We start from the raw sequence: 24,330 nt of genomic DNA on the forward strand, positions 1-24,330 counted from the left end.
AGGGCGTCAAACGATGGGTGCTCTTCGCCCTGTGGTGTCGGTGGCTACAGAGTCCAGCGGTGGACCCGCCCGTCCGGTGCCGTGTACCTCACGGTCTGCTCGGCGCGGGTGGCCTCGATGGTGAACCACTCGCGGCGGGGCCGATTGAGTTCTTGCCACAGCTTGTGGGCGGCCTCGATCGGTTCCCACAGGTTGCGCGGCCCGCTGTTGATGACCATCGGCGGCCCGTCAGGCATGTCGTCGACGCGCGTCGCCGAGCCGTCGGCTGGGTCGTACAGAGTGGTGACGTGTAGCCCGTTGTCGTTCTTCCCGTAGGTGCGGATGAGGTCGGGGTCCATGTGGAGCTGGGCGAAGAACGAGAACGTCCAGTCGTCGAGGATGCGGGCCGAGAGGTCGGTGTCCCCACCGGGACCCTCCCGGACGACGGGCACCTGTGTGGGTGTCCCCGTGTCACTCTTGAGCGGCATGAACGCGGCGGGCGTGTGCAGGATGTAGCCGACAGCGGCGCCGTCCGCAAGCTTCGTGAGGCGGGCGACCATCCCACCGGCGAGCGGGCCCTTGATGGGGACGACCATGATGCCGCCGGGGCGCAACCGCGCCAGCCACGCGGGCGGGATGCGGCGTACGGACGCCGTGGCGATGATCCGGTCATACAGCGTGTCGGCGGGGAAGCTCCGCGCCCCGTCACCGTGGATGACGAGCGGGGCGAAGCCGATGGCGCCCAGCCGCAGGCGGGCTTTGTCCGTGAGCGATTCAGTGCGGTCGACAGTGGTGACGTGTTTGTCTCCGGCGAGGAAACACAGCGCGCCAGCGTTGTAGCCCGTACCGGTCCCGGCTTCGTAGACATCGTGTCCCTCATCCACGTCGAGGGCGTCGAGCATGTCCGCCATCAGGCTCGGCGCCGTCGAAGACGAGGTAGGGACCCCGGTAAGTCCGTCGAGGCTCGCTTCCTCGGCGTGGACGCCTTCCACTTCGGTGATTAGGGAGTCGTCCGTGTAGACGGCATCGAGCCACGCGCCCGCGTCGCCGTCGGTGATCCGCCACGGGACGAACCGCTCGCCGTCGCGACGATAGAAGACAGGCACGAAGGGATGCCGGGGAACGTTGAGGAAGGCGCCTGCCAGTCGCGAGGACAGCACCACGCTTCCGCGGTCGATCTGTTGTGTAAGGGCAACGCGAGCGGCGAGGATGCGCTGTTCGTCGTCGAGGATGTTCGTCACTGGCCGGTTCCTTCCAGGTAATCGCAGATCGCGGCCGTGATCGGCAGTTCGGTCGCCTGCTCGATGAATCCGTACTGTCCGCCCGGATTCACTTCCAAGAATCGCCATTCCCCTTCTGTCACCACGAAGTCGAAGGCTCCGTACGGCAATCCGAGGCGGTCGAGCATCCGCAGGGCTCCGGCCGCCACGTCGGGCGGCGGCTCGCAGATCTTGTATGTGTGGCTGTCGTAGTCGCTGTGCCAGTCGATGTGACCGGCATCGGAATCGGCGTGGATCTCGGCCGCGAAGATCCTGCCGCCGATGGCGGTCAGCCGGACCTCGTGCGCCTTGGGTACCCACTCTTGGAATAGGTGGGCGGTGGTTGCGATGTCCGGGTGTGACAGGTCATCGGGTTGGACGACGTTCGTGCGACATCGGTCGGCAGGATGCCGCCCGTCGCCGGGACCGGTACGAGGAAGCGGAACGCGAACGGCGACGACCCGTCGCCCTCGCGCAGCTCCGGCATGGCCGCGGGGCCGTCGGTGCTCAGCGGCAACCGCAGTTCCGGCACGTCGAGCGCCACGCCGACGGGGCGGCGCTCTTCAATCTGAGTGGTGGGCATTGCTTTCCCTCTCTCGATGCATGGAAAGTGCTCGTTCTTCCCCACTCGCGCGGAGCGGGGAGGTGTGCGGCGTCACTGACCCTCCTGACGGGCCTGCTCGCGCTTGTCGATGAGCTGTGCGAACTGAATGGCGTACAGCTCCACCTGGCCGGGAGTGAAGATCAGCACCGATTCCGTGGTCCGGCCATCGGCGTGGTGCAGTTCGACGCCGATGGCAGCCTGCTGGGCACGGTGGTCGTACATCGCATCCCGCTTCAGCGGAGTCGCGTGTGTGACCGACGCCCACACCCCCTCAGCCGCCGGGGTCTTCTGCTTCATGGCGCTCGCTCCCGGGGTGCACTGCGACCCGCTCGCTGCGGGCCGTCCTGGCCTTTGAGGACACCGCAGCTCGGGTGGCGGCGGGAGGTGTAGCCGTCGGGGGCGCACACGGGTTACACGCGGCGCAAAGGGTGTGCAACGCACTGTAATGGCGACGAGTTCGGCGGAACAATAGGTCCCCATAGGAGATGACTTGTTGTGGATGGCACACATTCGATCTGGCGCTCAGTCGCCATGCGTGATGCCCTCGTCCGCCGTGACGCCGGGGCGATCGTCCGGTTGGCCCGCCGCGCGTCCGACATCACGCTGGCCCAACTCGGAGCGGCCGTCGGCTACACCGCCGCCTCGCTGTCCCGGATGGAACGCGGCAAGCAGCCCATGCGCGATGTACAGCTGTTACGGCAGGTTGCCGAGTATCTGGACATCCCGCCCGACCTGCTGGGACTCGCGCCCCGACACGAGCAGGCGACATCCCGCGGATACGTCGATGCGCGCCTCTCCGGCACCACTAGGGTGGGCCCGCACGCCCTGTTCGGCGAAGAGGGGGACGACCCAGTGCGACGCCGCAAACTCCTGACCGGTCTGGCCGGAGCGACCTCCAGTGCGGTCCTGGGGCCCACCCCGGCCACCGCCCAGTCTCCGGCGCGGCCGGTCCTGGCGGGTCTGGAGGACCTGCTGCTGCACCGGCAGAGCAGCCCGCCGCTCGGCACCGACCCCACCCCGTCCACGGTCCTCGCGGCGGTCGACGCCTCCCGACGTGACTTCAGCGCCTGCCGCTATGACGCTCTTGCCCGCGGCCTGCCGTCCCGGATCGCGCTCGCCCAGGCCCTCGGCGCCGAGGGGCATCCGCGGCAGGCGGCGACCCCGGTCGCCGACCTCTACACCGTTGCGACCAGGCTGTGCATCAAGCTCGGCGAGGACGGCCTCGCGGCGGTCACCGCCGACCGGGCCCTGACCGCGGCCCTGGGTGGCGCGGACGCGCTGACCGTCGCCGAGGCCCATCGCATGGTTTCCAGCGCTTGGCGCCGCCAGGGCCACTACGCCCGCGCCACTGATGTCGCCGTGACCGCAGCCCAGCAACTGGCCGGCGACCGCGCCACGGACATGGCCGAACGGCTGTCCGTCCAGGGCAACCTGTACGCCACCGCCGCCTACACCGCGGCGAAGCAAGACGACCGGCACACCGCGCAGGCGCTCATCACCGAGGCACAGGCCACCGCCGGCCGACTCGGCCACGGCGAACTGCTGCGCGGCACCGTCTTCGGCCCCAGTCAGGTGCTGCTCCACCAGATCTCGATCAGCTACCTGCTCGGCGACGCCGGACAAGCCATCGAGCACGCCCGCCGTGTCGACACCGCCGCCCTGCCCACCAGCGAACGCCAGGCCCGCTACTGGATCGACGTCGCTCGCGCCTTCGACCAGTGGGGCAAACCCGACCGCTGCTACCGCGCGCTGCTGGCCGCGGAGCGCGCCGCACCGCAGGAGGTCCGCCGCGGCTCCGTGCGGACGATGGCCACCGGGCTGATGCGGCACGACCGCGCCCTTCCCGGCGTACGTGGGTTCGCTCAGCGCGTCGGCGCCCTCGCATGACGCTGCCAAGCGGCGCCGGGCATGGTTCAGCGGGTCTCAGGGCTCCCCGCGCCGGGGTGCGTTCGGCTGCATGGACATTCGCCTGCCTCACACACCCCGAAGCAGCCGCTACAACACCAGCGTCCGGTACCGGTCGGCGACCTCCGCCAGGACCTCCGCGCCGTCCCGGGCCCACAGGTCCGGGTTGAAGATCTCCACCTCGATCGGGCCGGTGTAGCCCGTCGCGTCGACCTGCTCGCGGAACCAGCGGAAGTCCACCGAGCCGTCGCCGAGTTGGCCCCGGCCCAGCAGGACGCCCTCCGGGAGCGGGGTGACCCAGTCGGCGAGCTGGAAGGCGGCGATGCGGCCGCCCGCGCCCGCGCGGGCGATCTGGTCCGCCACGGTGTCGTCCCACCACAGGTGGTACGTGTCCACGACCACGCCCACCTGCTCCGCCGGGAAGCGTGTCGCCAGGTCGAGGGCCTGGGCGAGGGTGGAGACCACGCAGCGGTCGGACGCGTACATGGGGTGCAGGGGCTCGATGGCCAGGCGGACGCCGTGGTCGGCGGCGTACGGGGCGAGCTCCCCCAGCGCGTCGGCGATCCGCTCGCGGGCGGCGAAGAGGTCGCGGCTGCCGTCCGGCAGGCCGCCGGAGACCAGGACCAGGGTGTCGGTGCCCAGGGTGGCGGCCTCGTCGATGGCGCGGCGGTTGTCGGCCAGGGCCGTGGCGCGCGCCTCGGGTTCGCTCGCGGTGAAGAAGCCGCCCCGGCACAGGCTGGTGACGGTCAGGCCCGCGCCGCGCACCAGCTCGGCGGCCGCCGCCACGCCGTATTTCTGAACCGGCTCACGCCACAGGCCCACGCCCGTGACGCCCGCCTTGGCGCAGCCCTCCGCCAGCTCGGGCAGCGACCATTGCTTGATCGTTTCTTGGTTGAGGCTCAGCCGGGACAACGCGCTCATCAGGCCACTCCGTACACGGACAGCAGGTGTTTCATACGGGATTCGGCCAGCGCCGGATCCGGGAACAGGCCCAGCCCGTCCGCCAGTTCGTACGCCCGCGCCAGATGCGGCAGCGAACGGGCCGACTGCAGGCCGCCGACCATGGTGAAGTGCGACTGGTGGCCCGCCAGCCAGGCCAGCAGCACCACGCCCGTCTTGTAGTAGCGGGTCGGGGTGTGGAAGAGGTGGCGGGAGAGCTCCACCGTCGGGTCCAGCAGGCCCCGGAAGGCGGCGGTGTCGCCGGTGTCGAGCCTGCGCACGGCCTCCGCCGCCAGCGGGCCCAGCGGGTCGAAGATGCCGAGCAGGGCGTGGCTGAAGCCCCGGTCGTCGCCCGCGATCAGCTCGGGGTAGTGGAAGTCGTCGCCCGTGTAGCAGCGCACTCCGTCCGGCAGCTTGCGCCGCAGGTCGATCTCGCGCTGGGCGTCGAGCAGGGAGACCTTGATGCCGTCGACCTTGTCGGGGTGGGCGGCGATCACCTCGAGGAAGGTACGGGTGGCGGCGTCCAGGTCGGTGCTGCCCCAGTAGCCCTCCAGGGCCGGGTCGAACATCGGGCCGAGCCAGTGCAGGATCACCGGCTCGGCGGACTGGCGCAGCAGATGGCCGTAGACCTCGAGATAGTCCTCGGGGCCCTTGGCCACGGCGCACAGGGCGCGCGAGGCCATCAGGATGGCCTGGGCGCCGGACTCCTCGCAGACGGCCAGTTGCTCCTCGTAGGCGGCCCGGACCTCGTCCAGGCCGTACGGGTAGCCGATCTCGGTGGCGGAGAGCTGGTCGGTGCCGACACCGCAGGCGATCCGGCCGCCGACCGCCTTGGCCTCGGCCGCCGAGCGGCGGATCAGCTCGGCGGCGCCCGCCCAGTCCAGACCCATACCGCGCTGGGCGGTGTCCATGGCCTCGGCCACGCCCAGCCCGTGGGACCACAGGTGGCGGCGGAAGGCCAGGGTGGCGTCCCAGTCCACGGCGGCCGGGCCGTCGGGGGTCACATCGGCGTACGGGTCGGCCACCACATGCGCGGCCGAGAAGACGACGCGGGAGGTGAAGGGGGCCCCGGGGGTCGGCGACAGCGGCTCGGCGCGGGGCTCGTAGGCGCGGGTCGTACCGCCCGGCGCGGGAAGGTGGATGGTCACAGGCTCGGCTCCGGTACGTCCAGGCGATGGATGGTCACAGGCTCAGCTCCGGTACGTCCAGCCGGCGGCCCTCCGCCGACGACTTCCATCCCAGCTCGGCGAGCTGGACGCCGCGCGCGCCGGCCAGCAGGTCCCAGCGCCAGGGCTCGTCGAGCGCGACATGGCGCAGGAAGAGCTCCCACTGCGCCTTGAAGCCATTGTCGAACTCCTCGTTGTCCGGCACCTGCTGCCACTGGTCGCGGAACGCCTCGGTGGCGGGCAGATCGGGGTTCCAGACCGGCTTGGGGGTGTGCGAGCGGTGCTGGACGCGGCAGTTGCGCAGGCCCGCGACGGCCGAGCCCTCGGTGCCGTCGACCTGGAACTCCACCAGCTCGTCGCGGTTCACCCGGACCGCCCAGGAGGAGTTGATCTGGGCGATGATGCCGCCCTCGAGCTGGAAGACGCCGTAGGCCGAGTCGTCGGCGGTGGCCTCGTACGGCTTGCCGCGCTCGTCCCAGCGGGTCGGGATGTGGGTGGTGGCCTGGGCCTGGACGGTGCGCACGGGGCCGAACAGCTCACGCAGCACGTAGTCCCAGTGCGGGAACATGTCGACGACGATGCCGCCGCCGTCCTCGGCGCGGTAGTTCCAGGAGGGCCGCTGGGCGGCCTGCCAGTCGCCCTCGAAGACCCAGTAGCCGAACTCCCCGCGCACGGAAAGGATTCTGCCGAAGAAGCCGCCGTCGATGAGGCGCTTCAGCTTCAGCAGCCCCGGCAGGAAGATCTTGTCCTGGACCACCCCGTGCTTGACGCCCGCCGCCTCGGCGAGCCGGGCCAGCTCCAGGGCGCCCTCCAGACCGGTGGCGGTCGGCTTCTCGGTGTAGATGTGCTTGCCCGCCGCGATGGCCTTCTTGATGGCCTCCTCACGGGCGGCGGTGACCTGCGCGTCGAAGTAGATGTCGACGCCGTCGTCCGCGAGCACGGCGTCCAGGTCGGTCGAGACGTCCGCGACCGGGTCGAGGCCGTGGTGCTCGGCGATCTCCTTGAGCGCGTGCTCCCGGCGGCCGACGAGCAGCGGCTCGGGCCAGAGCACGGTGCCGTCGCCGAGGTCCAGGCCGCCCTGTTCGCGAAGGGCGAGGAGAGAGCGGACGAGGTGCTGGCGGTAGCCCATCCGGCCGGTCACACCGTTCATGGCGATCCGCACTGTCTTGCGTGTCACGTGGGTTCTTCTCCTCACCGCGAGTGATAGTAAGCGCTTTCTAAGCATCCACGCTAACCGCCCCGCCCCACCCCTGTACAGAGGACCGAACACAGGGGGCGGGGGCGGTCAGCGCTTCAGCGCAGGGTCAGCCGGTAGCGCAGCGGCGAACGCCCGGTGATCAGGACCCGCTGCCCCGCCGGGGTCAGATCGCCGCCCATCCAGCCGTAGCGCTCGCCGGAGTCCACGACGGCGGGCTGGCGCGGGCCGCTGCCGTTGCCGGGCCCGAAGGTGATCACGTCATCGCCGGCCGTATAGGTCCCGTACCCCTTGACCAGCTGATACGTGTCCTTCTGGCCGGGCACGGGGTCGACCCCGGTCAGCTTTCCGCCACTGCGGAAGCACAGTTCGAGGGCGAGCGGAACCTCGGACTCGCCGATCTCGAGGTCCAGGTTCCAGCCGCCGTCCGCCTCCGCGATCCGCACCTCGGTGCGCAGGGTGCGCCACTCCTTGGGGCGGTGCGGAAAGTCCATCGCGGACCAGAACCGGCCGTCGTCGGTGAGTGGATACCGCCCGTCGGGGCGGCGGTGCTGAGACGGCAGCGGAAGGTGGAATCCGGCCCGCACCTCGGCCCACAGCCGCCAGCCGTCCGCCGTGCGCGCCACGTCCTCGGCCCGGAAGTGGCCGAGCGAGAAGAACTGCGGGGACAGCCGGAGCGAGTCCAGGATGGCGGCGCCCTTGCGCCACTTGAAGAACGTCGGGTTGGTGGACAGACCCGAGGAGATCGCGTGGACATCGGGGAAGTCGGTGCCGCCGAAGATCGTGGTCCGCGTCCGCCCCTTCGCGATCCGGACCAGCCCGCAGTCCTTGTCGCGCCAGGTGAACTCGTCCGGAGCCGCCGTGGCCTCGGGCAGCGGCGCGGCCAGCTCCGGATGGTCCAGCACCTCGGCGAGGAAGTCCCCGAGCGGGGTCTCGTCGAAGGTCTGGTCCGCCCCGCGCCGCTGGATGGTGGCGGCCACGTCCGCGAACCTCCCGTCCCGCTCCCGGAGCGCCAGGGCCCGGAACTGCAGCCAGTACTCGGACAGATGCTTGACCGTCTTCTGGTCCTGGCGGCGCGAATGCACCGTCTCCACCTCCCCGTCGGGCTCCAGGAGGTGAAGGGTGGCGTCCAGGTTGCGGCGTACGTGCTCGTAGAGGGCCGGGCGCTCGGTGAGCCGGGCCAGGGTCAGCAGCGAGGGGTTGGTGACGATGGGCGCGTAGGTGGCGCTGCGCTCGCTGTACTGGCCGCTGTCGTAAGCGTCGATGCCCTCGGCCAGCCAGGCGTCGATACGGCGGGTGTAGCCCGGGTCGGGCCAGAAGGAGTTGATCCGGGCCAGCGCGGCGCACACCTTCCAGCGGTGGTTGGGGGTGTGCACCCCGCCGGTGGACAGGCCCTTGCCCGCCTTGAGCAGGATCTTCTTCAGGGTGGCGCGGATCGCCCGGGTACTGGTGTGGCCGTCGGCGTCCAGCAGCCCGTACACCAGGCCCAGATCGACGATCGAGAAGGCGGTGTCCGGGGGCGAGTGGACCGCGCCCTGGTCGTAGAGGCCGTCGTCGAACTGGGCGGCGGCCAGCGCGTCCACGAGCCGGGTCATCGGCGCGATCAGCGCGCCGTCGTGGTGGTGGGCGGCGTCTCCCCAGACGTGGACGGAGGTGAGCAGCCGCAGGCTACGGGCGGCGGGGCGGGCCTGGCCGAGGTTGTTCAACTGGCCCAGGACCGTCTCGAGCCCGTCCACCACCTCGGCCACCCGGGCGTCGGCCGCCTCGGTGAGCAGGTCCAGGAACGGCTTGTCGACCCGGCCCTCGGCCGAGGGCCGGCCCTCGGCCGAGGCGCCACCCGGGGCGCCGACGGCCAGCAGTCCGCCCGCCGCGGCGGTCCCGGCGAGCACGTGACGGCGGGGCAGAGGTGTCACAGGTGGTGCTCCGTGGCTCGGGCCGCCAGGGCGAGGGGGCCGGGGACGAGGAAGGCCAGCGGTGGATAGGCCCAGGCGCAGACGGCGGCGGTGGCCACGGCCAGCAGCAGGACGAGGCTCGCGCGAGGCGTGCGGACACTGGCGTACGCCGCCGAGCGCAGCGCGACGCGCCAGCTCGTCGCCGATTCGGGGCGGGCGCAGGCCCGCAGCAGGACGACCGTGAGCAGCCCGGCCACGACGAGCAGCGCGGGCCGGAAGGCGACCGCGCCGGGCAGACCGGCCCCGGACGCGAGCGCGTTGAACAGCAGCAGCGCGCCGCCGGCCAGCATCCCGGCCCCGCCCAGCAGATCGCCGGTGCGCAGCCGGGCCCGCAGGGCGCGGAGGTAGCCGCCCGCGGTGGCGGGGGCGTCCTCCCGTACCCGCCGGTCGAGGACGGCGCAGGCCGTGGACATGGCGGCGGGGGCGGTGATCAGCGGCAGCGAGGCGGCGGCGGTGGCCAGGCCCACCGCCAGGACGTCGGCGAAGAGGGCGAAGCGCGGGCCGGTCAGCTCGCCCGGTTCACGGGTGGTCGCGGAGGACGGCATGGCGTCTCATCCCTTGATTCCGGAGTTGGCCATGCCCTCGACCAGGAACCGCTGGAAGGCGAGGAAGAAGAGCACGATGGGCAGCAGCGCGAAGACCGACATCGCGAACATCGGGCCGAAGGCCGACTGGCTGGAGGCGTCCACGAAGGACCGCAGGGCCAGGGTCAGGGTGAACTTCTCCGGCTCGAAGAGGTAGATGAGCTGGGTGAAGAAGTCGTTCCAGGTCCAGATGAAAGTGAAGATCGCGGTGGTGATCAGGGCGGGCCGGGTCAGCGGCAGGATGACGCTGAAGAACGAGCGGAACGGCCCGCAGCCGTCGATCCGCGCCGCCTCCTCCAGCTCACGCGGCAGCCCGCGCATGAACTGCACGATGAGGAAGACGAAGAAGGCGTCGGTGGCCAGGAACTTCGGCAGGATCATCGGCCAGTAGGTGTTCACCATGCCGAGCTGGTTGAAGATGATGTACTGCGGAATGAGGATGGCGTGGTGCGGCAACATGATCGTCGCGATCATGAACGCGAAGAGCGGACCACGCATCCGGAACCGCAGCCGCGCGAAGGCGTACGCGGCGAGCGAGCAGCTGATGACGTTGCCGAGCACCGCGCCGCCCGCGATGAGCAGCGAGTTCCACAGCAGCCGTCCGACGCTGACCTCGTTGACCCCGTCCAGCGCGGTGGAGTAGTTGCCCCATTCGAAGTGGCTGGGCAGCAGCTTGAGGCTGGCGATGACCTCGTCGGCGGGTTTGAACGAGGTGGCCAGCAGCCAGGCCAGCGGATAGAGCATCACCAGCAGCACGGCGATCAGGCAGATGTGCAGCACGATCCGGCCGGTGGGACGCCGCCGCGCCGCCGGGGCGGTGGTGATCGGGGCGGTGGTCATCGGGCCCCCTCGTTGTTGTCGTTGGCGTAGAAGACCCAGGCCCGGGAGGTGCGGAAGAGCACCGCGGTGACGACCCCGATGGCCAGCAGCAGCGCCCACGCCATGGCGGAGGCGTAGCCCATGTGGGAGGCGGTGAAGCCCCGGTCGTAGAGGTAGAGCGTGTAGACGAGCGTGGAGTCGGCGGGTCCGCCCTTGCCCGCGCTGACCGCGAAGGCGGGGGTGAAGACCTGGAACGCCTGGATCATCTGGAGCACCAGGTTGAAGAAGAGCACCGGCGAGAGCATCGGGATGGTGATCGAGCGGAACTGCCGCCACCAGGAGGCCCCGTCCACCGCGGCCGCCTCGTAGAGCTCGGCGGGTATCTGCTGGAGCCCGGCCAGGAAGATCACCATGGGGGCGCCGAACTGCCAGATGGTGAGCAGCGCGACGGACAGGATGGCCCAGCCCGGTTTGTTGATCCAGCCGCCGATGTCGATGCCCATGCCGGAGAGCAGGTTGTCGACGGAGCCGCCGTCGTTGAAGATCGCCCGCCAGACCAGGGCGATGGACATCGACGCGCCGAGCAGCGAGGGGGCGTAGAACGCCGAGCGGTAGAAGCCCTTGCCGCGCTTGACCGACTTCAGCGCGATCGCGACGGCCAGCGCGAGCAGGAGCTGCAGCGGTACCGCGATCACGACGTAGGTCAGGGTGGTGATGACCGACCGCCAGTAGCGGGGGTCCTCGGTGAACATCTGGGTGTAGTTGCGGAAGCCGATCCACCGGGGCGCGTCGAACATGTCGTAGTCGGTGAACGACAGATACAGGGACACGGCCATGGGCAGCAGCGTCAGCACGGCGGCGCCGAGCACCCATGGGGACAGGAACACCCAGGCGGCCCCCTGCCGTTCGCGCTTGCGAGCCCGCTTGCCGCCGGTGGCGGGGGGCGCGGCGTCCGGGGGGCGGGTCGCGGTCGCGGTCATTGCCTCAGCTCCGCCTTCGCCTCGGTGATGTAGTTCTCCGCCGCCTCACGCGGCGACATGCGCTCGTAGCTGACCTGGTCGTAGTCGCGCGAGAAGGTGGACTGCAGGGAGGCGTCACCCTTGGGCGGCGCGGGCGGCGGGTCCTTGAGCCTGCCCTCGAACTGCTTCTGGTAGGTGGAGATGACCTGGTCGAAGCCCTCCAACTTGGGCAGTACGTCCTGCCGGATGGCGTCGTTGGCCGGGATGCCGCGGGTGGCGCCGAGGATGGCGCCCGCCTTCTTGTCGTTGAGCAGGAAGTCGATGAACTGGGCCGCCTGCTTGGGGTGTGCGGTCTCGGCCGAGGCGCCGAAGAACATCGACGGTTTGAAGTACTGCCCCGGGGTGCCGTCCTCGCCGACCGGGAACGGTGCCAGCTTCAGCCCCTCGCCGACGATGGGCGCGTAACCGCTGGTGGGCGCGTCCCAGTTGAAGTCGGAGACGGACTTGAGCCGGCCCAGCGGGGTGTTCTCCACCGTCCCGTCCATCTGGCTGGTCTGCTCGGCGGGCACCACCGCGCCCTCCTTGCGGAGCTTGGTGCACCACTCCCAGTAGCGGGTCAGATCGTCGGCGGTGAAGCCGAGCTTCTCGTCCTTGGTGTAGAGGGCCTTGCCCTGGCTCCGCAGCCAGATCTCGAAGACGTCCTCGCTCTGGCCCGGGTCGGTGGAGCCGAGCCGCCCCTGTGTCGCCTTGGACGCCGAGAGCTTGCGCATGGCGTCGGCCCAGTCGTTCCAGGTCCAGGTCAGGGTGGGCGCGGGGACGCCCGCCTCGCGCCACAGCGCGGCGTCGTACGCCACCGTCTCGGTGCCGCGGGCCACCGGCAGCGCGTACTGCTCGCCGTCGACCACCCCGGTGGCCAGCAGCCCCTTGTCGATCTCCGAGGTGCGCAGCTCGGAATGTTCGCCGAGGTTCAGCAGGATGCCGGAGGTCGCGTACTGGTTGATCTGCCGGTAGTCCAGCTGCATCACATCGGGGGCGTCACCGCCCGCCGCCTGGGTGGCCAGCTTCGCCTTGTAGGTGTCGAAGCCCGCGAAGGACGTCGCGATGTCGATGTCGGGGTGGCGCTGCTCGAAGAGCTTGACGGCCTCCTCGGTGCGGGCGGCCCGGTCGGGGTTTCCCCACCAGGTGAACCGCAGGCTGACCTTGCCGCCCGAGCCGCCGCCGCCATCGCCACCGCAGCCCGTGAGGGTCCCTGCGAGCGTGAGCACAAGGGCCAGGGCGCAGGACGTCGTTGTCCTGTTTCCGCGCATACCGGAGCCGACCTCCCTCCATGATCATTTAGTTGAGTGTGCGTGGTGGTGCCTAAGCTCTGCTGGAAGTGTCGCAATGGGTCGTCGGCCGGCCGCGGCGCCGTCGTGGCTGGTCGCGCGCGCGGCGGAGCCGCATATCGATACAGCCCCGCGCCCCTTCGGGGCGCCTCCAGCGGTAGCTGGGGGCGCCGTGCCAGGCGTCGCGAGCCCGCGAAGGTCCGCCGGACATGGCCCACGACTATTCGCCGTAGTACGGGAGCGTGACACCGGGCAGTTCGTACTCGTCCCGGCGGCCGCACATGCCGTAGCCGCCCCGGCGGCTGGGCCCGGTCGCGGTGACCCGCGCCTCGGCGAGGTGCCCGGCGTCGCCCGCGGCGAGCGCGGTGAGCTGCTCACCGGTGCGCCGCGCGGCCGCCAGCGCCCCGTCCCGCCAGCGCGGCTCCCAGTCCTTCACCTTGGGCGCCACGATCCGCGCCGCCGCCTCGTGGAAGGCGCGCAGCGGTGCGTCGTCGCCCTTCTCGGCGGCGGCCCGCAGCGTCAGATAGCCCTCGATCGCGAGGTCCCGGCGGCGCCGGGCGGCCGCGTCGGCCTCCGGCCCCTCCTTGGCGGGCAGCGTGGCGGCGGCCGCGTAGCGCTCGGGGTCGGCCAGCACCTCGGGCGGGAAGGTGAAGACGGCGTCCCCGGCCTCCGGCAGCCCGCTGTTCTGCATCAGCACGGTCACCTTGAGGCCGCCGCCCTGCACCATGCGGTGGATGGTGCCGGGGGTGAACCACACCACCGAGCCCGGCTCAAGCGGGGTCTCGGTGAAGCCGTCCGCGAGGGTCAGGGTCTGTACGGCGCCGCGTCCGGCGGTGACCACATACGCCTCGGTGCAGGCGAGGTGGAGATGGGGGCTGCCGCCGCACACCCCGTCGGCGGCCTCCCACTCGTACGCGCTGATGTGGGAGAGGCCCACACCGCCCGGCAGTGGGGCGGACATGGCGGTCAATTTCCTCACCACCCGTGGTTCTTGAGGTAGTTCTCGGCGTGCGCCCGGTCCCAGGCGCCGTCGGCGACCACCACCCGGTAGCGGTAGCCGAAGGACTCCCTGGGCTCCAGCTCGAACTCCTCGAAGAACGCCCAGGAGGGGGCCACCGAGGGGATCGGCTCGGAGCGCACGAACCAGTGGGAGGCGTGGATGGCTTCGGCGTTCTCCGGGGCGTGGGCGAACAGCAGTGTGGAGTGCCCGTCCACGTCGTCGTGCTCACCGGTGAAGGCGACCCAGGGGGCATCGGCGGCCGGGGTGCCCATCAGGTCCGAGGCGCCCTTCTCGCCGTCGCCGCCGCGCCCGTCCGGGCCGATGACATCGCCGCCGGTGAAGTCGCGCGGGCCGCGCCAGTTGAGCCCGGTGTACCCGGCCATCTCCCGGCCCGCGGTGGTCGGGGAGCCGAAGTGCAGGGCCTCGCCGCGGATGTTGGTGAGGTGGATGGACCAGTCCAGGGCCCAGGTGCCCTCCTCCGGCTCCACCGAGTGGAGTTCGATGGTGCGCCGCTCCCGTGCCCACTCCTGGCCGCCGCTGTGTTGTACGGAAGGATTGGCGACCCAGGTGAGGGTCTCCACGAAGCGCAGCCGGTCGTCGGCGACGGTGAACTCCTCGAAGCCGTCGTGGCGCATCGAGCCGACGCGCTCCTCGACGTGCTGGTAGCCCTGCTCGGGGCCGAGGTAGGAGTTGCCGCCCCAGAAGTTCTGGCCGGACAGATGGCTGGAGGTCATCTGCAGGCCCTTGTGCCAGCGATGGTCGTTCGGCCGGTAACCGGAGACCGGGTTCCCGGCGAGGGTGCGCAGCGGGTGGGCGTAGGGCTTACGGGCCTCGAAGGCGTCCGGGTCGGGCCGGTAGACGTAGGCCATCAGCTCGACGCCGGCGGCGGCGACCGAGATCTGTTCGCCGTGGGTGTGGGTGACGGTGATGCGCTGGGTCATGGCGGCCTCAGCTCTCCTTCGTGGTGGCGGTCGCTGCCTTCGGCGCCCATGCGGGGTGGTCGCCGTGCATGGCGTCGTAGTACGGGTCCCCGGGCACGATCTCGCCCGCGCGCACGGGCCGCCCGGTGAAGGCCGCCTTGTAGAGCGCGGCGATGAACTCGAGGGTGCGGCGGGCGTCCTGCCCGCTCCCCGGCGGCCGTACACCGTCGCGCATCGCGTCCAGCAGCCCGGTCAGCTGGGCCCCGTGGGAACTGGGCAGATCGGCGGCCGGGGTGCGCCAGCGCCGCTGCCGGGCGGGGTCGTCGCGGACGTGCGGGGCGGGGGTGTAGACCCAGTCGTCGTTGCGGTGGCCGTAGAGGTGGGTCAGCTCGACGGTGGCGTCCGCGCAGTCGACGCGGATCCGGCTGACCTCGTCGGGCGAGAGCACGCTGTTGACGACGGTGGCCATGGCGCCGCTCTCGAACCGCACCAGCGCGGTGGAGACGTCCTCGCTCTCCACGGCGTGGACCAGCCGTCCGGCCATGCCGCGGATCTCGGTCCAGTCGCCGAGGAGGTGGAGCAGCAGATCCATCTGGTGGATGCCGTGGCCCATGGAGGGGCCGCCGCCCTCGGTCTCCCAGCGGCCGCGCCACGGCACCGCGTAGTAGGCGGTGTCGCGGTGCCAGGTGGTCTGGCAGTGGGCCACCAGCGGCCGGCCCAGGGCGCCCTCGGCCAGCAGCTCGCGGGCGTGGACGGCGCCCGAGCCGTAGCGGTGCTGGAAGACCACCGAGGCGTACGGGCCGCCCGCCTCCCGCTCGGCCCCGGCTATCTCGTCGTACTCGGCGAGCGTGAGGCACAGCGGCTTCTCGCACAGCACCCAGGCGCCGGCCTCGAGGGCGGCCACCGTCTGCTCGCGGTGCAGGGAGGGCGGGGTGCCGATGAGGACCAGGCCGGGGCGCTCGGCCTCCAGCATGGCGGCCACATCGGAGTAGCCGGTGACGTCGAAGGTGCCGCCCTCGGCCGCCGCGGCGCGGAAGGCGTCGAGCCGGTCCGCGGCCACGTCGACGGCGGCGACGAGGTCCACCCGGTCGGCGTGATCACGCAGTGCAGGCAGATGGCTGCCGCTGACGATTCCTCCGGTGCCGACCACTGCGGCACGGATACGGGCGGTGGCTGCTGCGGCCATGGGCTGAGGTCTCCTCGCCGTCGCCTGGGGTAAGCGCTTGCTGGGGAGGACCCTAGGCATGGTCCGGATGACAGGACAAGACCCTGGAGTGCAGAATCGCGCCGCTCATGGGGTGAGAGCATGGAGGCGCCCAACCAGCGCGCACGGTGTACCAGAAGGTGACCACCCAACGGAGGAAATATGGCAGTGACCCTGGCCGATGTGGCGGCACGGGCTCGGGTCTCGGCGGCGACCGTGTCGCGCGTCCTGAGCGGCAACTACCCGGTCGCGGAGTCGACCCGGACCCGGGTGCTGCGTGCGGTCGACGAGCTGGAGTACGTGGTCAACGGCCCGGCAAGCGCTCTCGCCGCCGCCACGTCCGATCTGGTCGGGGTGCTCGTCAACGACATCGCGGACCCCTTCTTCGGGATCATCGCGGGCGCCGTGCAGGCCGAAATGGTCACCCCGGCCGGGGAATCGGGCCGGGGCGGCGAGAAGCTCGCGGTCATCTGCAACACCGGTGGCTCGCCCGAGCGCGAGCTCAACTACCTCACCCTGCTGCAGCGGCAGCGCGCCGCCGCCGTCGTGCTCACCGGCGGCGCGGTCGAGCACCCCGCCCACGCCACCGCCGTGGCCGCCAAGGCGTCCCGGCTGGCCGCGTCCGGCACCCGGGTGGTGCTGTGCGGCCGCCCGCCGATCGAGGACGCCACCACCCTCACCTTCGACAACCGCGGCGGCGCCCGCCGGCTCACCGAACATCTGCTGACCCTCGGCCACCGCCGGATCGGCTATGTGGCGGGCCCCGCCGAGCGCACCACGACCCGCCACCGGCTGGAGGGCCACCGGGCGGCGCTGGCCGCCGCCGGGGTGGACCAGGACGCGGAGCGGCTGACCGTCCACGGCCTGTACGACCGCGCCTCCGGCTATGACGCCACCCTCGAACTGCTGCGCCGCGACCGGACCCTGACGGCCATAGTCGCCGCCAACGACACCATCGCGCTCGGCGTCTGCGCCGCCCTGCGCGACCAGGGGCTGCGCATCCCCGAGGACGTCTCGGTCGCGGGCTTCGACGACCTCCCGTTCAGCGCGGACGCCGTCCCGGCCCTCACCACGATGCGGCTGCCGCTGTACGAGGCGGGCGCGCGGGCCGGGCGGCTGGCCCTGGGCCGCGAGCCGCAGCCGCCGGGCGGGGTGGCGATGGTCCGGGCCGAGCTGATGGCCCGCGCCTCCACGGCGCCGCCGCGCGGCTGAGCCCTACCGGACCACCGCGCGGCCGACCCCTGCCGGACCGCCGCGCGACTGACCCCTGCCGGGCCGCCGCGCAGTCGGCCCCTACCGCGCGACCTCGGACGGCACATGGTCCAGCGGCCGCTGGTACCGGGAGCGGATCTCCTGCGGGGACAGGTCCTCCCGGCCGGTGAGGTCCACCTCGGCGTACTCGAAGCGGAACGCGTAGCCGCCCTTCGGCAGATGGCAGATCTCCCACCAGTTGCCGTCCAGGTCCTGGAGGTAGAAGGAGTAGGTGCCGTGCTGGCGGACGGGCTTGGTCAGCTTCCTGATCGCGTACTCGTCCTTGACCCGCTGCAGCGCCTCGTACGCCTCCCGGACCTCCTCCTCGCTCGCCAGGTCCAGCCCATTGTGGTTCATCAGCGGCATGTCCTGGCCGGAGCCGGGGGTCTCGACGACCGCGTAGCAGTGGTTGCCGCCCAGCCGTACGAACAGCGCCATGGGCGCCTGCTGCGCCACTTCGAGGCCGAGCACCTCCTCGTAGAAGCGCCGGGTGGCGGCGATGTCCCGGCACTCCAGGGTGCCGTGTGACAGGAAGCGGGTCATCAGCAGCGGTGGCTTGGTGGAACGGTGGGTGATGCCGGGCATGGTCCGTCTCTCCTCGTGAGCGTTGGGTGGCTGTCTCCCGCGCCTCAGGACACGGCATGCGGGACGGGCGGTGGGCGGCCGGCGGGCCACGTCCTCGGCGGCGACGATCCGGTCGGCGACGGCCAGATCGCTCAGTCCTCCGTGATCCACAGCGCCCGCATCGGGCAGCTGCGCACCGCTTGGCGCACGTCGTCCAGCAGGTGGGGCGGCGGCGTCTGGTCGAGTATGACGAGATCGCCCCGCTCATCGAGGTCGAGGACTTCGGGCGCGAGCCCGGTGCACATTGCGGTGACCTGGCAGGCTTCGCGGTCCACATGCAGTTTCATCGTGATGCTCCTTGTGCGGTGTCGCGGGCACTGCCGTGAGCGGTTTCGCGGGCGGTGCCGGTGGCGGTTTCGCGGGCGGTGACCGGATTGCGGAGTCGGCCGAGGTGCCCGATGGTGATCTCCACCGTGTCCCCCGGGTGCAGGAACCTGTCGCGGGGCAGGCCGACGCCGGCCGGGGTGCCGGTCGCGAGGATGTCGCCGGGCTGGAGGGTGATCAGAGTGCTGGCGGCCGCGATCAGCTCCGGCACGCTCTGGATCATCTCCCTGGTATTGCTCACCTGTTCCTCGTGGCCGTTGACGGTGAGCCGGATGGGCAGATCGTGCGGATCGGGCACCAGCCACGCCGGGGTGACGCCGGGACCGGTGGGGCAGAAGGTGTCCTGCCCCTTGGAGGCCAGCCAGTCCCAGGCGAAGGGTTCGGCGAAGGCGTCCGCCCGGTGGTGCGGTCCGCGGGCGGAGATGTCGTTGACGATGGTGTAGCCGGCGATGTGCGCCGCTGCCCGGTCCGTGGGGATGTCACGCCCCGCCCGCCCGATCACGACGGCGAGTTCGGCTTCCCAGTCCACCTTCTGGCTCTCGTCGGCCGGGATGACGATGGGGTCGTCGGGCCCGATGACGGTGGTGGTGGGAGGCTTCAGGAAGAAGAACGGGCGCACCCGGGTGGCACCGTCGCCCGTCATCTCCGCCAGATGATCGCGGTAGTTGGCTCCTGAGCAGAGCACGGTCCGCGGGTAGCGGACGGGGGCCAGCAGCCGGGCGCCGCGCACCGGGGCGGCCTCCCGCGGATCGTACGCGCGCAGGCCCGGTGCGAGGGCAGCCCAGTCCTGAAGGGCCTCGAAGGCCCCGGGATATCCGCGCAGGGCGGGCACTTCCCGTATGCCGTCCTCGCCGAGGGCCGCGCAGAAGCTGCCCCGGTCGGCGGTGTGGGCGGTGACCAGCGACCACGTCGTGAGGGTGGGGGTCGACTCGTGCCTCGCCATGTCTCCATTCGAGGCCGTCGGGACCGGGGCGGTCCAACACTCTTGAGCGGCCGGTGACAGTCATCTACTGTTACCGACTCGTGGACTTGGACTTACGACTCGTGCGGTACGCGGTCGTCCTGGCCGACGAGCTGCACTTCGCCCGCGCGGCCGCGCGGCTGCTGATCGCGCAGCAGACCCTCTCGTCGCAGATCAGCCGGTTGGAGAGCCGGCTCGGCGTCACGCTGTTCCTCCGGGACCGGCGCCATGTCGAGCTGACCCCGGAGGGGGAGCTGTTCGTCCGCCGCGGCCGGGAACTGCTCGCGGACGCTTCGGACCTGCTGGGTGAGTTGAGGCGCAGCGCGCCTCCGCTGCGCGTCGATGTGATCACCGAGGGGCTCACCTCGGGTGTCATCGCGCGGGAGCTCCGGCCGCGGCTGGCCGATGTGACATTGGAGGTCATCCAGGGACAGGGGTTCGCGGGAACGGTCTCGGCCCTGGCCGAAGGGGTGGTGGACCTCGCGTTCGGCCGGATCAACGGCACCGGGGAGCCGCTGCCCCGGTCACTGCGGTACCAGCTGGTGCGCCTGGAACCCATGGGGATCGTTCTCCCCGCCGGGCATGAACTGGCCCACCGGGCGCGGGTGCCGATGGCGGAGCTCGCCGCGTACCCGCTCCTTCTGCACACGGCGCAGGAGGCGGCCGAATGGCTGGACTGGAACCAGGAGCTCGCCGCCGCGTTCGGCCTGCGCGTCGGACGGCGCCTGCACGGCCACGGCCGGGGGGCGGCCAACGCGGCCGTACTGGCCTACCGGGCTCCCTCGTTCGGGCCGCTGGAGGCGCCCATGCCGGACGGCGTGGTGGTCAGACCCGTGGTCGACCCCGTGCCCCTCTACCCGTTCTCGGTGATCTGGCGGGCCGGGAGCAGGTCCATCCCGCTTCGCCATGCCATCACCACCATCCACGACATCGCCACCGAACGCGGCTGGCTGGTACCGCCGCGGGACGACTGGTGGCTGCCGGCCGCCGACCGATGACGTTCGTTCCGGCGGGCTGCCCCACGCGTTCGCCAACCCGATGCCTCTTCCCAAACACTTGACCTGGCGCAACTATGTGGTCAAGCGAATCGCATCGACCACAGGGTACGGAGGGGTGCCGGATGGAGCCGCGCGACGATCTTGACCTGGCCGTGGACGAGGTACGCGACTTCAACCGGATGTACACCCGGCTGATCGGCGTCCTCGACTACCCCGGGCAGCTCAACACCCCGTACACACTGGGCGAGGCCCGCATCCTCTACGAGCTGGCCCAGCGCGAGCGCACCCATGCCTCGGCGCTCCGGGAGCACCTGGGGGTCACCGCCGCGCATCTGAGCCGGACGCTGAGCCGGTTCGAGGAGCGCGGGCTGGTGACGCGCGAGCGCCACCAGCGCGACGCCCGCTTCCAGGAGGTGCTGCTCACCACGGCGGGCCGGGCGGCGGCGGAGGATCTGGACCGGCGCTCACGCGAGGCGGTGACCGGGCTGCTGGCCAAGGTCCCCCGGAACGAGCTGGGGCGGCTGCGGGAGGCGCTGGCCAACGCCCGCGGCGTGTTCACCGGCCCGGCGGAGCCCGAGGTGCGGCTGCGCGGACTGGCGCCGGGGGACCTGGGCTGGATCGTGCAGCGCCACGGCGCCGTGTACGCCCGGGAGTTCGGGTGGAACGCCGAGTTCGAGGCCCTGGTGGCCCGGATCGTCGGGGAGTTCGGCGCGGGCCACGACCCGGCCCGCGAACGGGCGTGGATCGCGGAGCTCGACGGCCGCCCCGTCGGATCGGTGATGTGCGTACGGGACGAACAGCCCGATACGGCCCGGCTGCGGCTGCTGCTCGTCGAACCGGAGGCGCGCGGGCGGCGGATCGGCGAGCGGCTGGTGGGCGCGTGCGTCGACTTCGCGCGCGAGGCGGGCTACCGCGATCTCGTGCTGTGGACCAATGACGTCCTGACCTCCGCCCGCCGGATCTATGAGCGGGCCGGGTTCGAGCTGATCGCCGAGAAGCGGCACAGGGGCTACGGCTCACCCCTGGTCGGCCAGGACTGGCGGCTTGCGCTGCGGGACGCCGCACGGGGGTGAGGGCGCGGCCCGATGTGACGCGGATCACCGGCAGCGCGGCGGGCGCGGCGGACAGGGAGGAGTGTGGAGACTTCACTGCGCGCCCGCGTGCGGGCCGGAGATCCGGATGCCTTCGGGCAGCTCTTCGACGAGTACGCCTCGGTGATCTACCGGCACGCCGTCCGGCTGACCGGCAACTGGGTCATGGCCGACGACATCGTGTCGCTGACCTTCCTGGAGGCATGGCGGCTGCGCGAGCGGCTGCTTCCGGGTGACGGCAGCCTGCGCCCGTGGCTGCTGGGGATCGCGACGAACGTCACGCGCAACACCGCGCGGGCGGCCCGAAGACACCAGGCCGCGCTCGCCAAACTGCCACCCCCGGACCCGGTGCCTGACTTCGCCGACGAGGTGACCCAGCGCCTGGCCGACACCGAGGAGCTGGCCGCCGCGCGGCGGGCGCTGCGCACGATGCGCCGCGGGGAGCGCGAGGTGTTCACGCTCTGCGTGTGGGAGGGCCTGGACGCCGCCACGGTGGCCGAGGCCCTGGGCGTGGCCGTCGGCACCGTACGGGCCCGGCTCTCACGCGCGCGAAAGCGCCTGCGCAAGCTCACCGAACTCGAGCTCATCGGCGGCGATGGCGGCACGGGCGGCGACCAAGGCGCGGACGGCGGCGCCGGGCAGGACGCGGTGCAACGCGCGGCCACGGTCGGACAGTTACCGGTCAGCCGCCATCAGGCGGCTCGGTCCACGCAGGAGAAGAAACGATGAACACCAACCCGCGACGACCCGATCAGCCGGTCGACCACCAGGATCTGGCCGAGTTGCTGCCCGCACCGGGCCGTCCGGTGCTCCGGCGGGACCGCCACCGCGTCCTGAGGGAACATCTGATGGAACAGATCAGCAGCGAGACCGTCTACGAGCTGGCGGGTACGACGGACACCTCACCCGCGCTTCCGGCACCCCGGCGCCCCCGGCGGCGCCTCGTCCTCATCGCGGCGCCGCTGGCTCTGGCCGCCGCCGTGGTCGTGGGAGCGGTGGCGGTCGACGGCGTACGGGACGGCAAGGGCGGCGCCACCGCCACCGGCGTCAGCGGTGATCCCAGGGCCGAGCACCGGCAAGCCGTGCAGTTGCTGGACCGGATCGCCGTGGTGGCGGCCGACCGACCGGCGGTCACGGTCCGCGACGACCAGTACATCTACACCAAGTCCCAGGGACCCTCGGCCATGTGGGGCGGTCCCTCGAAGCCCGTGCGGGACTCCAAGGGGGATATCACGGGCACCAGGAGGTACAAGGGGAATGTCCAGAGCGACGAGTGGCAGCCCGTGCCCGGCAAGCGGGACGGTCTCCGCCGCCTCACCGCGCTGTCCCCGAACGGCGAACCCGACCCCTCCCAGACCCAGGACATCGCCATGTCGCCGGGCGGGATTCCGAGCTTCCGGCAGCTCCAGGCCCTCCCCACCGACCCCGACGCGTTGCTGAAGAAGCTCACGAGCGGCAGCGGGGTGGTGAAATCGCGGCTGACCGAGACGGTCTTCGAGAACGCCGGAGCCATTCTCGACCAGGCCACCCTGCTGCCCGATCTCAATGCCGCGCTCTACCGTGCCATGGCCAAGCTGCCGGACGTCCGCGTCGTGGAGAACGTCAAGGACGGCGCGGGCCGGACCGGTATCGGCCTCACGTACACCAACCGCCGGAACCCCTCGAAGACCACGAGCGGCTATTGGGTCTTCGACGCGAAGAGCCTGGCCTACCTCGGGACGGACAGGAGCGCGCTCCTGGACGTCGCCGTCACCGATGACAAGGGGAAGGTGACGGCGGTCGGCGCGTCCTGAGCCAGCCGTCAAGCGGTCACAGGGCGCCCGCCCCGGCGGGCGCCCTTCTCCGCTGAATCATTGACGCGGCGTCACCCCGACCGGAAAACCGCTCGCGCGGAGGGCCCGGTACCGCAAGGATCAGCGCACACACACCGGCCCGTACGGCACACGGGCACGGCACAAGAGCAAAGGGCGTACCTCTGAGTACCGAGCAGGTCATCGAGTGGACCGAGGACGGCCGGATCCATACCGCCCAGTGGCGCTCCGAGAGCGGCGCGCCGCCGCCCCGGCGGGTCGCGATCGCGGACGACCGGATGCCCGCCGACACCGCCCACCGCCTCGTCTGCGAGGGCACCGCGCTGCTGTGGCGCGGCGACTACCAGGGCGCCCGTCAGCTGCTGACCGCTCTGGCCCGCCGGATCGACCGGGGCCCGCGCCGGGCGAAGGAGCGGCGGCCACCGGCGGCGTCCCCGGCCGAGGCGTTCCACCGGCACCGCCAGGCCCAGTCCCGGCGGGCCCGGCTGCTGGGGATGGTGCTGGTGCCGCTGGACGCGGACTTCGGGGTCCCGCTGCGCCGGGCGCCGGACGTACGGCAGGCGTGCACCGAGGCGTACGGCCCGGCGCGGGACCCCTCGGTGGTCTCGCTCCGCGAGTTGCTCGGGCTGATCGGCGCGCATGAGTGGCGGGAGAAGGGCGTCAAGGTGCGGGCGCTGGGCGGGGACCGTATCCATCCGCACTACGGGGTCTTCTCGCCGGTGCGCGGCGAGTACGTCGACCTGGTGGCCGAGGCCCCGCTGCCGTCGCACGAGCTGGCCTTCGACATCGGCACCGGAACCGGCGTCCTGGCGGCCGTCCTCGCCCGGCGCGGCATCGAGCGGGTGGTGGCCACCGACCAGGACGCGCGGGCGCTGGCGTGCGCCCGGGAGAACGTGGCCCGGCTGGGCCTGTCCGGGCGGGTCGAGGTGGCCGAGGCCGACCTCTTCCCGCCGGGCCGCGCCCCGCTGGTGGTCTGCAACCCGCCCTGGGTCCCGGCCCGGCCCTCCTCACCGCTCGAATACGCCGTCTACGACCCGTCCGGCCGTATGCTGCACGGCTTCCTGAACGGGCTCGCCGGGCATCTGACCCCCGGCGGAGAGGGCTGGCTGATCCTTTCCGACCTCGCCGAACACCTGGGACTGCGGCCGCGCGCCGAACTGTCGGCCGCCTTCGACACGGCGGGCCTGACGGTCCTGGACCGGCTGGACGTCCGCCCCGTCCACCCCCGCGCCTTCGACCCCACCGACCCCCTCCACTCGGCCCGCGCGGCGGAGGTGACGTCGTTGTGGCGCCTGACGGCCGGGTGAGCGGACCTCAGCCACCAGGGGGAGGCGTCGCCCGGACGGGCGCACCGGCGGCTCGCGGGTCCGCGGATCTTCCCCCTCCCCGCCCCTTCCCGGCACCTGACGATATGCGGCTCCGCCGCGTGGGGGGCTCCGCCCCAGACCCGGGGTCCAAGG

25 protein-coding genes are annotated in these 24,330 nt (G+C 71.7%); 7 read left to right on the plus strand and 18 right to left on the minus strand.

Going from position 1 to position 24,330, the window contains the following annotated elements:
• Positions 1-44: 44 nt before the first annotated feature.
• The 4 genes from ACFXB5_RS20270 to ACFXB5_RS20285 all read right to left on the minus strand — a co-directional run bounded on the left by ACFXB5_RS20270 (position 45) and on the right by ACFXB5_RS20285 (position 2,139).
• Positions 45-1,220 carry a protein-L-isoaspartate(D-aspartate) O-methyltransferase gene (locus ACFXB5_RS20270; protein ID WP_385209648.1) on the minus strand — a complete coding sequence of 392 codons (1,176 nt, stop codon included), beginning with the start codon at positions 1,218-1,220 and terminating at the stop codon, positions 45-47.
• Positions 1,217-1,387: a hypothetical protein gene (locus ACFXB5_RS20275; protein ID WP_385209649.1), complete on the minus strand. Its 171-nt coding sequence runs from the start codon at positions 1,385-1,387 to the stop codon at positions 1,217-1,219. Before ACFXB5_RS20275 ends, ACFXB5_RS20270 begins: the two co-directional genes overlap by 4 nt.
• Before the next feature lie 140 nt (positions 1,388-1,527).
• Entirely contained in the window at positions 1,528-1,821 is a 294-nt protein-coding gene (locus tag ACFXB5_RS20280; RefSeq protein WP_385209652.1) for a hypothetical protein, read from the minus strand.
• A gap of 72 nt (positions 1,822-1,893) precedes the next feature.
• Positions 1,894-2,139, minus strand: a complete 246-nt coding sequence (locus tag ACFXB5_RS20285) for a hypothetical protein (RefSeq protein WP_385209655.1) — start codon at positions 2,137-2,139, stop codon at positions 1,894-1,896.
• 234 nt (positions 2,140-2,373) lie between these two features.
• On the opposite strand from ACFXB5_RS20285, the gene ACFXB5_RS20290 reads away from it, so the two are divergent.
• Positions 2,374-3,729 carry a helix-turn-helix domain-containing protein gene (locus tag ACFXB5_RS20290; protein ID WP_385209658.1) on the plus strand — a complete coding sequence of 452 codons (1,356 nt, stop codon included), beginning with the start codon at positions 2,374-2,376 and terminating at the stop codon, positions 3,727-3,729.
• 108 nt (positions 3,730-3,837) lie between these two features.
• Here ACFXB5_RS20290 and ACFXB5_RS20295 read toward each other — a convergent pair whose 3' ends face one another.
• The 11 genes from ACFXB5_RS20295 to ACFXB5_RS20345 form a co-directional block, all read right to left on the minus strand.
• Positions 3,838-4,668, minus strand: coding sequence for a sugar phosphate isomerase/epimerase family protein (locus ACFXB5_RS20295; RefSeq protein ID WP_385209660.1), 831 nt, complete (start codon positions 4,666-4,668; stop codon positions 3,838-3,840).
• Positions 4,668-5,834 (minus strand): dihydrodipicolinate synthase family protein, encoded by a 1,167-nt coding sequence (locus ACFXB5_RS20300; protein WP_385209663.1) that lies wholly within the window; start codon positions 5,832-5,834, stop codon positions 4,668-4,670. Before ACFXB5_RS20300 ends, ACFXB5_RS20295 begins: the two co-directional genes overlap by 1 nt.
• Positions 5,835-5,868: 34 nt before the next feature.
• The gene (locus ACFXB5_RS20305; RefSeq protein ID WP_385209666.1) at positions 5,869-7,029 is read right to left on the minus strand and encodes a Gfo/Idh/MocA family protein; all 1,161 of its coding nucleotides are present in this window, start codon (positions 7,027-7,029) and stop codon (positions 5,869-5,871) included.
• Positions 7,030-7,145: 116 nt separating this feature from the next.
• Positions 7,146-8,960 (minus strand): hypothetical protein, encoded by a 1,815-nt coding sequence (locus ACFXB5_RS20310; RefSeq protein ID WP_385209668.1) that lies wholly within the window; start codon positions 8,958-8,960, stop codon positions 7,146-7,148.
• Positions 8,957-9,544, minus strand: coding sequence for a hypothetical protein (locus tag ACFXB5_RS20315; protein ID WP_385209671.1), 588 nt, complete (start codon positions 9,542-9,544; stop codon positions 8,957-8,959). The genes ACFXB5_RS20310 and ACFXB5_RS20315 overlap by 4 nt, the downstream gene beginning before the upstream one ends.
• 6 nt (positions 9,545-9,550) lie before the next feature.
• The gene (locus tag ACFXB5_RS20320; RefSeq protein WP_385209674.1) at positions 9,551-10,423 is read right to left on the minus strand and encodes a carbohydrate ABC transporter permease; all 873 of its coding nucleotides are present in this window, start codon (positions 10,421-10,423) and stop codon (positions 9,551-9,553) included.
• A complete protein-coding gene (locus ACFXB5_RS20325; protein ID WP_385209677.1) occupies positions 10,420-11,382 on the minus strand; it encodes a carbohydrate ABC transporter permease in 963 nt (320 codons plus the stop codon). Before ACFXB5_RS20325 ends, ACFXB5_RS20320 begins: the two co-directional genes overlap by 4 nt.
• Entirely contained in the window at positions 11,379-12,668 is a 1,290-nt protein-coding gene (locus ACFXB5_RS20330) for an ABC transporter substrate-binding protein (protein WP_385209679.1), read from the minus strand. Before ACFXB5_RS20330 ends, ACFXB5_RS20325 begins: the two co-directional genes overlap by 4 nt.
• A 238-nt stretch (positions 12,669-12,906) precedes the next feature.
• Positions 12,907-13,647 (minus strand): cupin, encoded by a 741-nt coding sequence (locus ACFXB5_RS20335; RefSeq protein WP_385209680.1) that lies wholly within the window; start codon positions 13,645-13,647, stop codon positions 12,907-12,909.
• A gap of 14 nt (positions 13,648-13,661) precedes the next feature.
• A complete protein-coding gene (locus ACFXB5_RS20340; protein WP_385209683.1) occupies positions 13,662-14,627 on the minus strand; it encodes a PmoA family protein in 966 nt (321 codons plus the stop codon).
• 7 nt (positions 14,628-14,634) lie between these two features.
• A complete protein-coding gene (locus ACFXB5_RS20345; protein WP_385209685.1) occupies positions 14,635-15,792 on the minus strand; it encodes a Gfo/Idh/MocA family protein in 1,158 nt (385 codons plus the stop codon).
• Positions 15,793-15,972: 180 nt separating this feature from the next.
• Between ACFXB5_RS20345 and ACFXB5_RS20350 the strand changes: the two genes are divergently transcribed.
• On the plus strand, positions 15,973-17,022 hold the full coding sequence (locus ACFXB5_RS20350) for a LacI family DNA-binding transcriptional regulator (protein WP_385209688.1): 1,050 nt from the start codon (positions 15,973-15,975) through the stop codon (positions 17,020-17,022).
• A gap of 81 nt (positions 17,023-17,103) precedes the next feature.
• On the opposite strand, the gene ACFXB5_RS20355 is transcribed toward ACFXB5_RS20350, so the two are convergent.
• From ACFXB5_RS20355 to ACFXB5_RS20365, 3 genes are all read right to left on the minus strand, one after another.
• Positions 17,104-17,646 (minus strand): VOC family protein, encoded by a 543-nt coding sequence (locus ACFXB5_RS20355; RefSeq protein ID WP_385209691.1) that lies wholly within the window; start codon positions 17,644-17,646, stop codon positions 17,104-17,106.
• A 131-nt stretch (positions 17,647-17,777) separates the two neighbouring features.
• Positions 17,778-17,972, minus strand: coding sequence for a ferredoxin (locus ACFXB5_RS20360; RefSeq protein WP_385209694.1), 195 nt, complete (start codon positions 17,970-17,972; stop codon positions 17,778-17,780).
• Positions 17,969-18,952: a fumarylacetoacetate hydrolase family protein gene (locus ACFXB5_RS20365; RefSeq protein WP_385209695.1), complete on the minus strand. Its 984-nt coding sequence runs from the start codon at positions 18,950-18,952 to the stop codon at positions 17,969-17,971. Before ACFXB5_RS20365 ends, ACFXB5_RS20360 begins: the two co-directional genes overlap by 4 nt.
• 80 nt (positions 18,953-19,032) lie before the next feature.
• Between ACFXB5_RS20365 and ACFXB5_RS20370 the strand changes: the two genes are divergently transcribed.
• The 5 genes from ACFXB5_RS20370 (at position 19,033) to ACFXB5_RS20390 (ending at position 24,177) form a co-directional block, all read left to right on the plus strand.
• Positions 19,033-19,968 carry a LysR family transcriptional regulator gene (locus tag ACFXB5_RS20370; RefSeq protein ID WP_385209698.1) on the plus strand — a complete coding sequence of 312 codons (936 nt, stop codon included), beginning with the start codon at positions 19,033-19,035 and terminating at the stop codon, positions 19,966-19,968.
• A gap of 122 nt (positions 19,969-20,090) precedes the next feature.
• On the plus strand, positions 20,091-21,041 hold the full coding sequence (locus tag ACFXB5_RS20375) for a GNAT family N-acetyltransferase (RefSeq protein WP_385209700.1): 951 nt from the start codon (positions 20,091-20,093) through the stop codon (positions 21,039-21,041).
• Positions 21,042-21,104: 63 nt separating this feature from the next.
• Entirely contained in the window at positions 21,105-21,788 is a 684-nt protein-coding gene (locus tag ACFXB5_RS20380; RefSeq protein WP_385209702.1) for an RNA polymerase sigma factor, read from the plus strand.
• Positions 21,785-22,852: a CU044_5270 family protein gene (locus tag ACFXB5_RS20385; RefSeq protein WP_385209704.1), complete on the plus strand. Its 1,068-nt coding sequence runs from the start codon at positions 21,785-21,787 to the stop codon at positions 22,850-22,852. Before ACFXB5_RS20380 ends, ACFXB5_RS20385 begins: the two co-directional genes overlap by 4 nt.
• A gap of 296 nt (positions 22,853-23,148) precedes the next feature.
• Entirely contained in the window at positions 23,149-24,177 is a 1,029-nt protein-coding gene (locus ACFXB5_RS20390; RefSeq protein WP_385209706.1) for a methyltransferase, read from the plus strand.
• Positions 24,178-24,330: the final 153 nt, after the last annotated feature.

This window comes from Streptomyces sp. NPDC059455 (genome assembly GCF_042750115.1).
GTDB classification, from domain to species: Bacteria; Actinomycetota; Actinomycetes; order Streptomycetales; family Streptomycetaceae; genus Streptomyces; species Streptomyces endocoffeicus.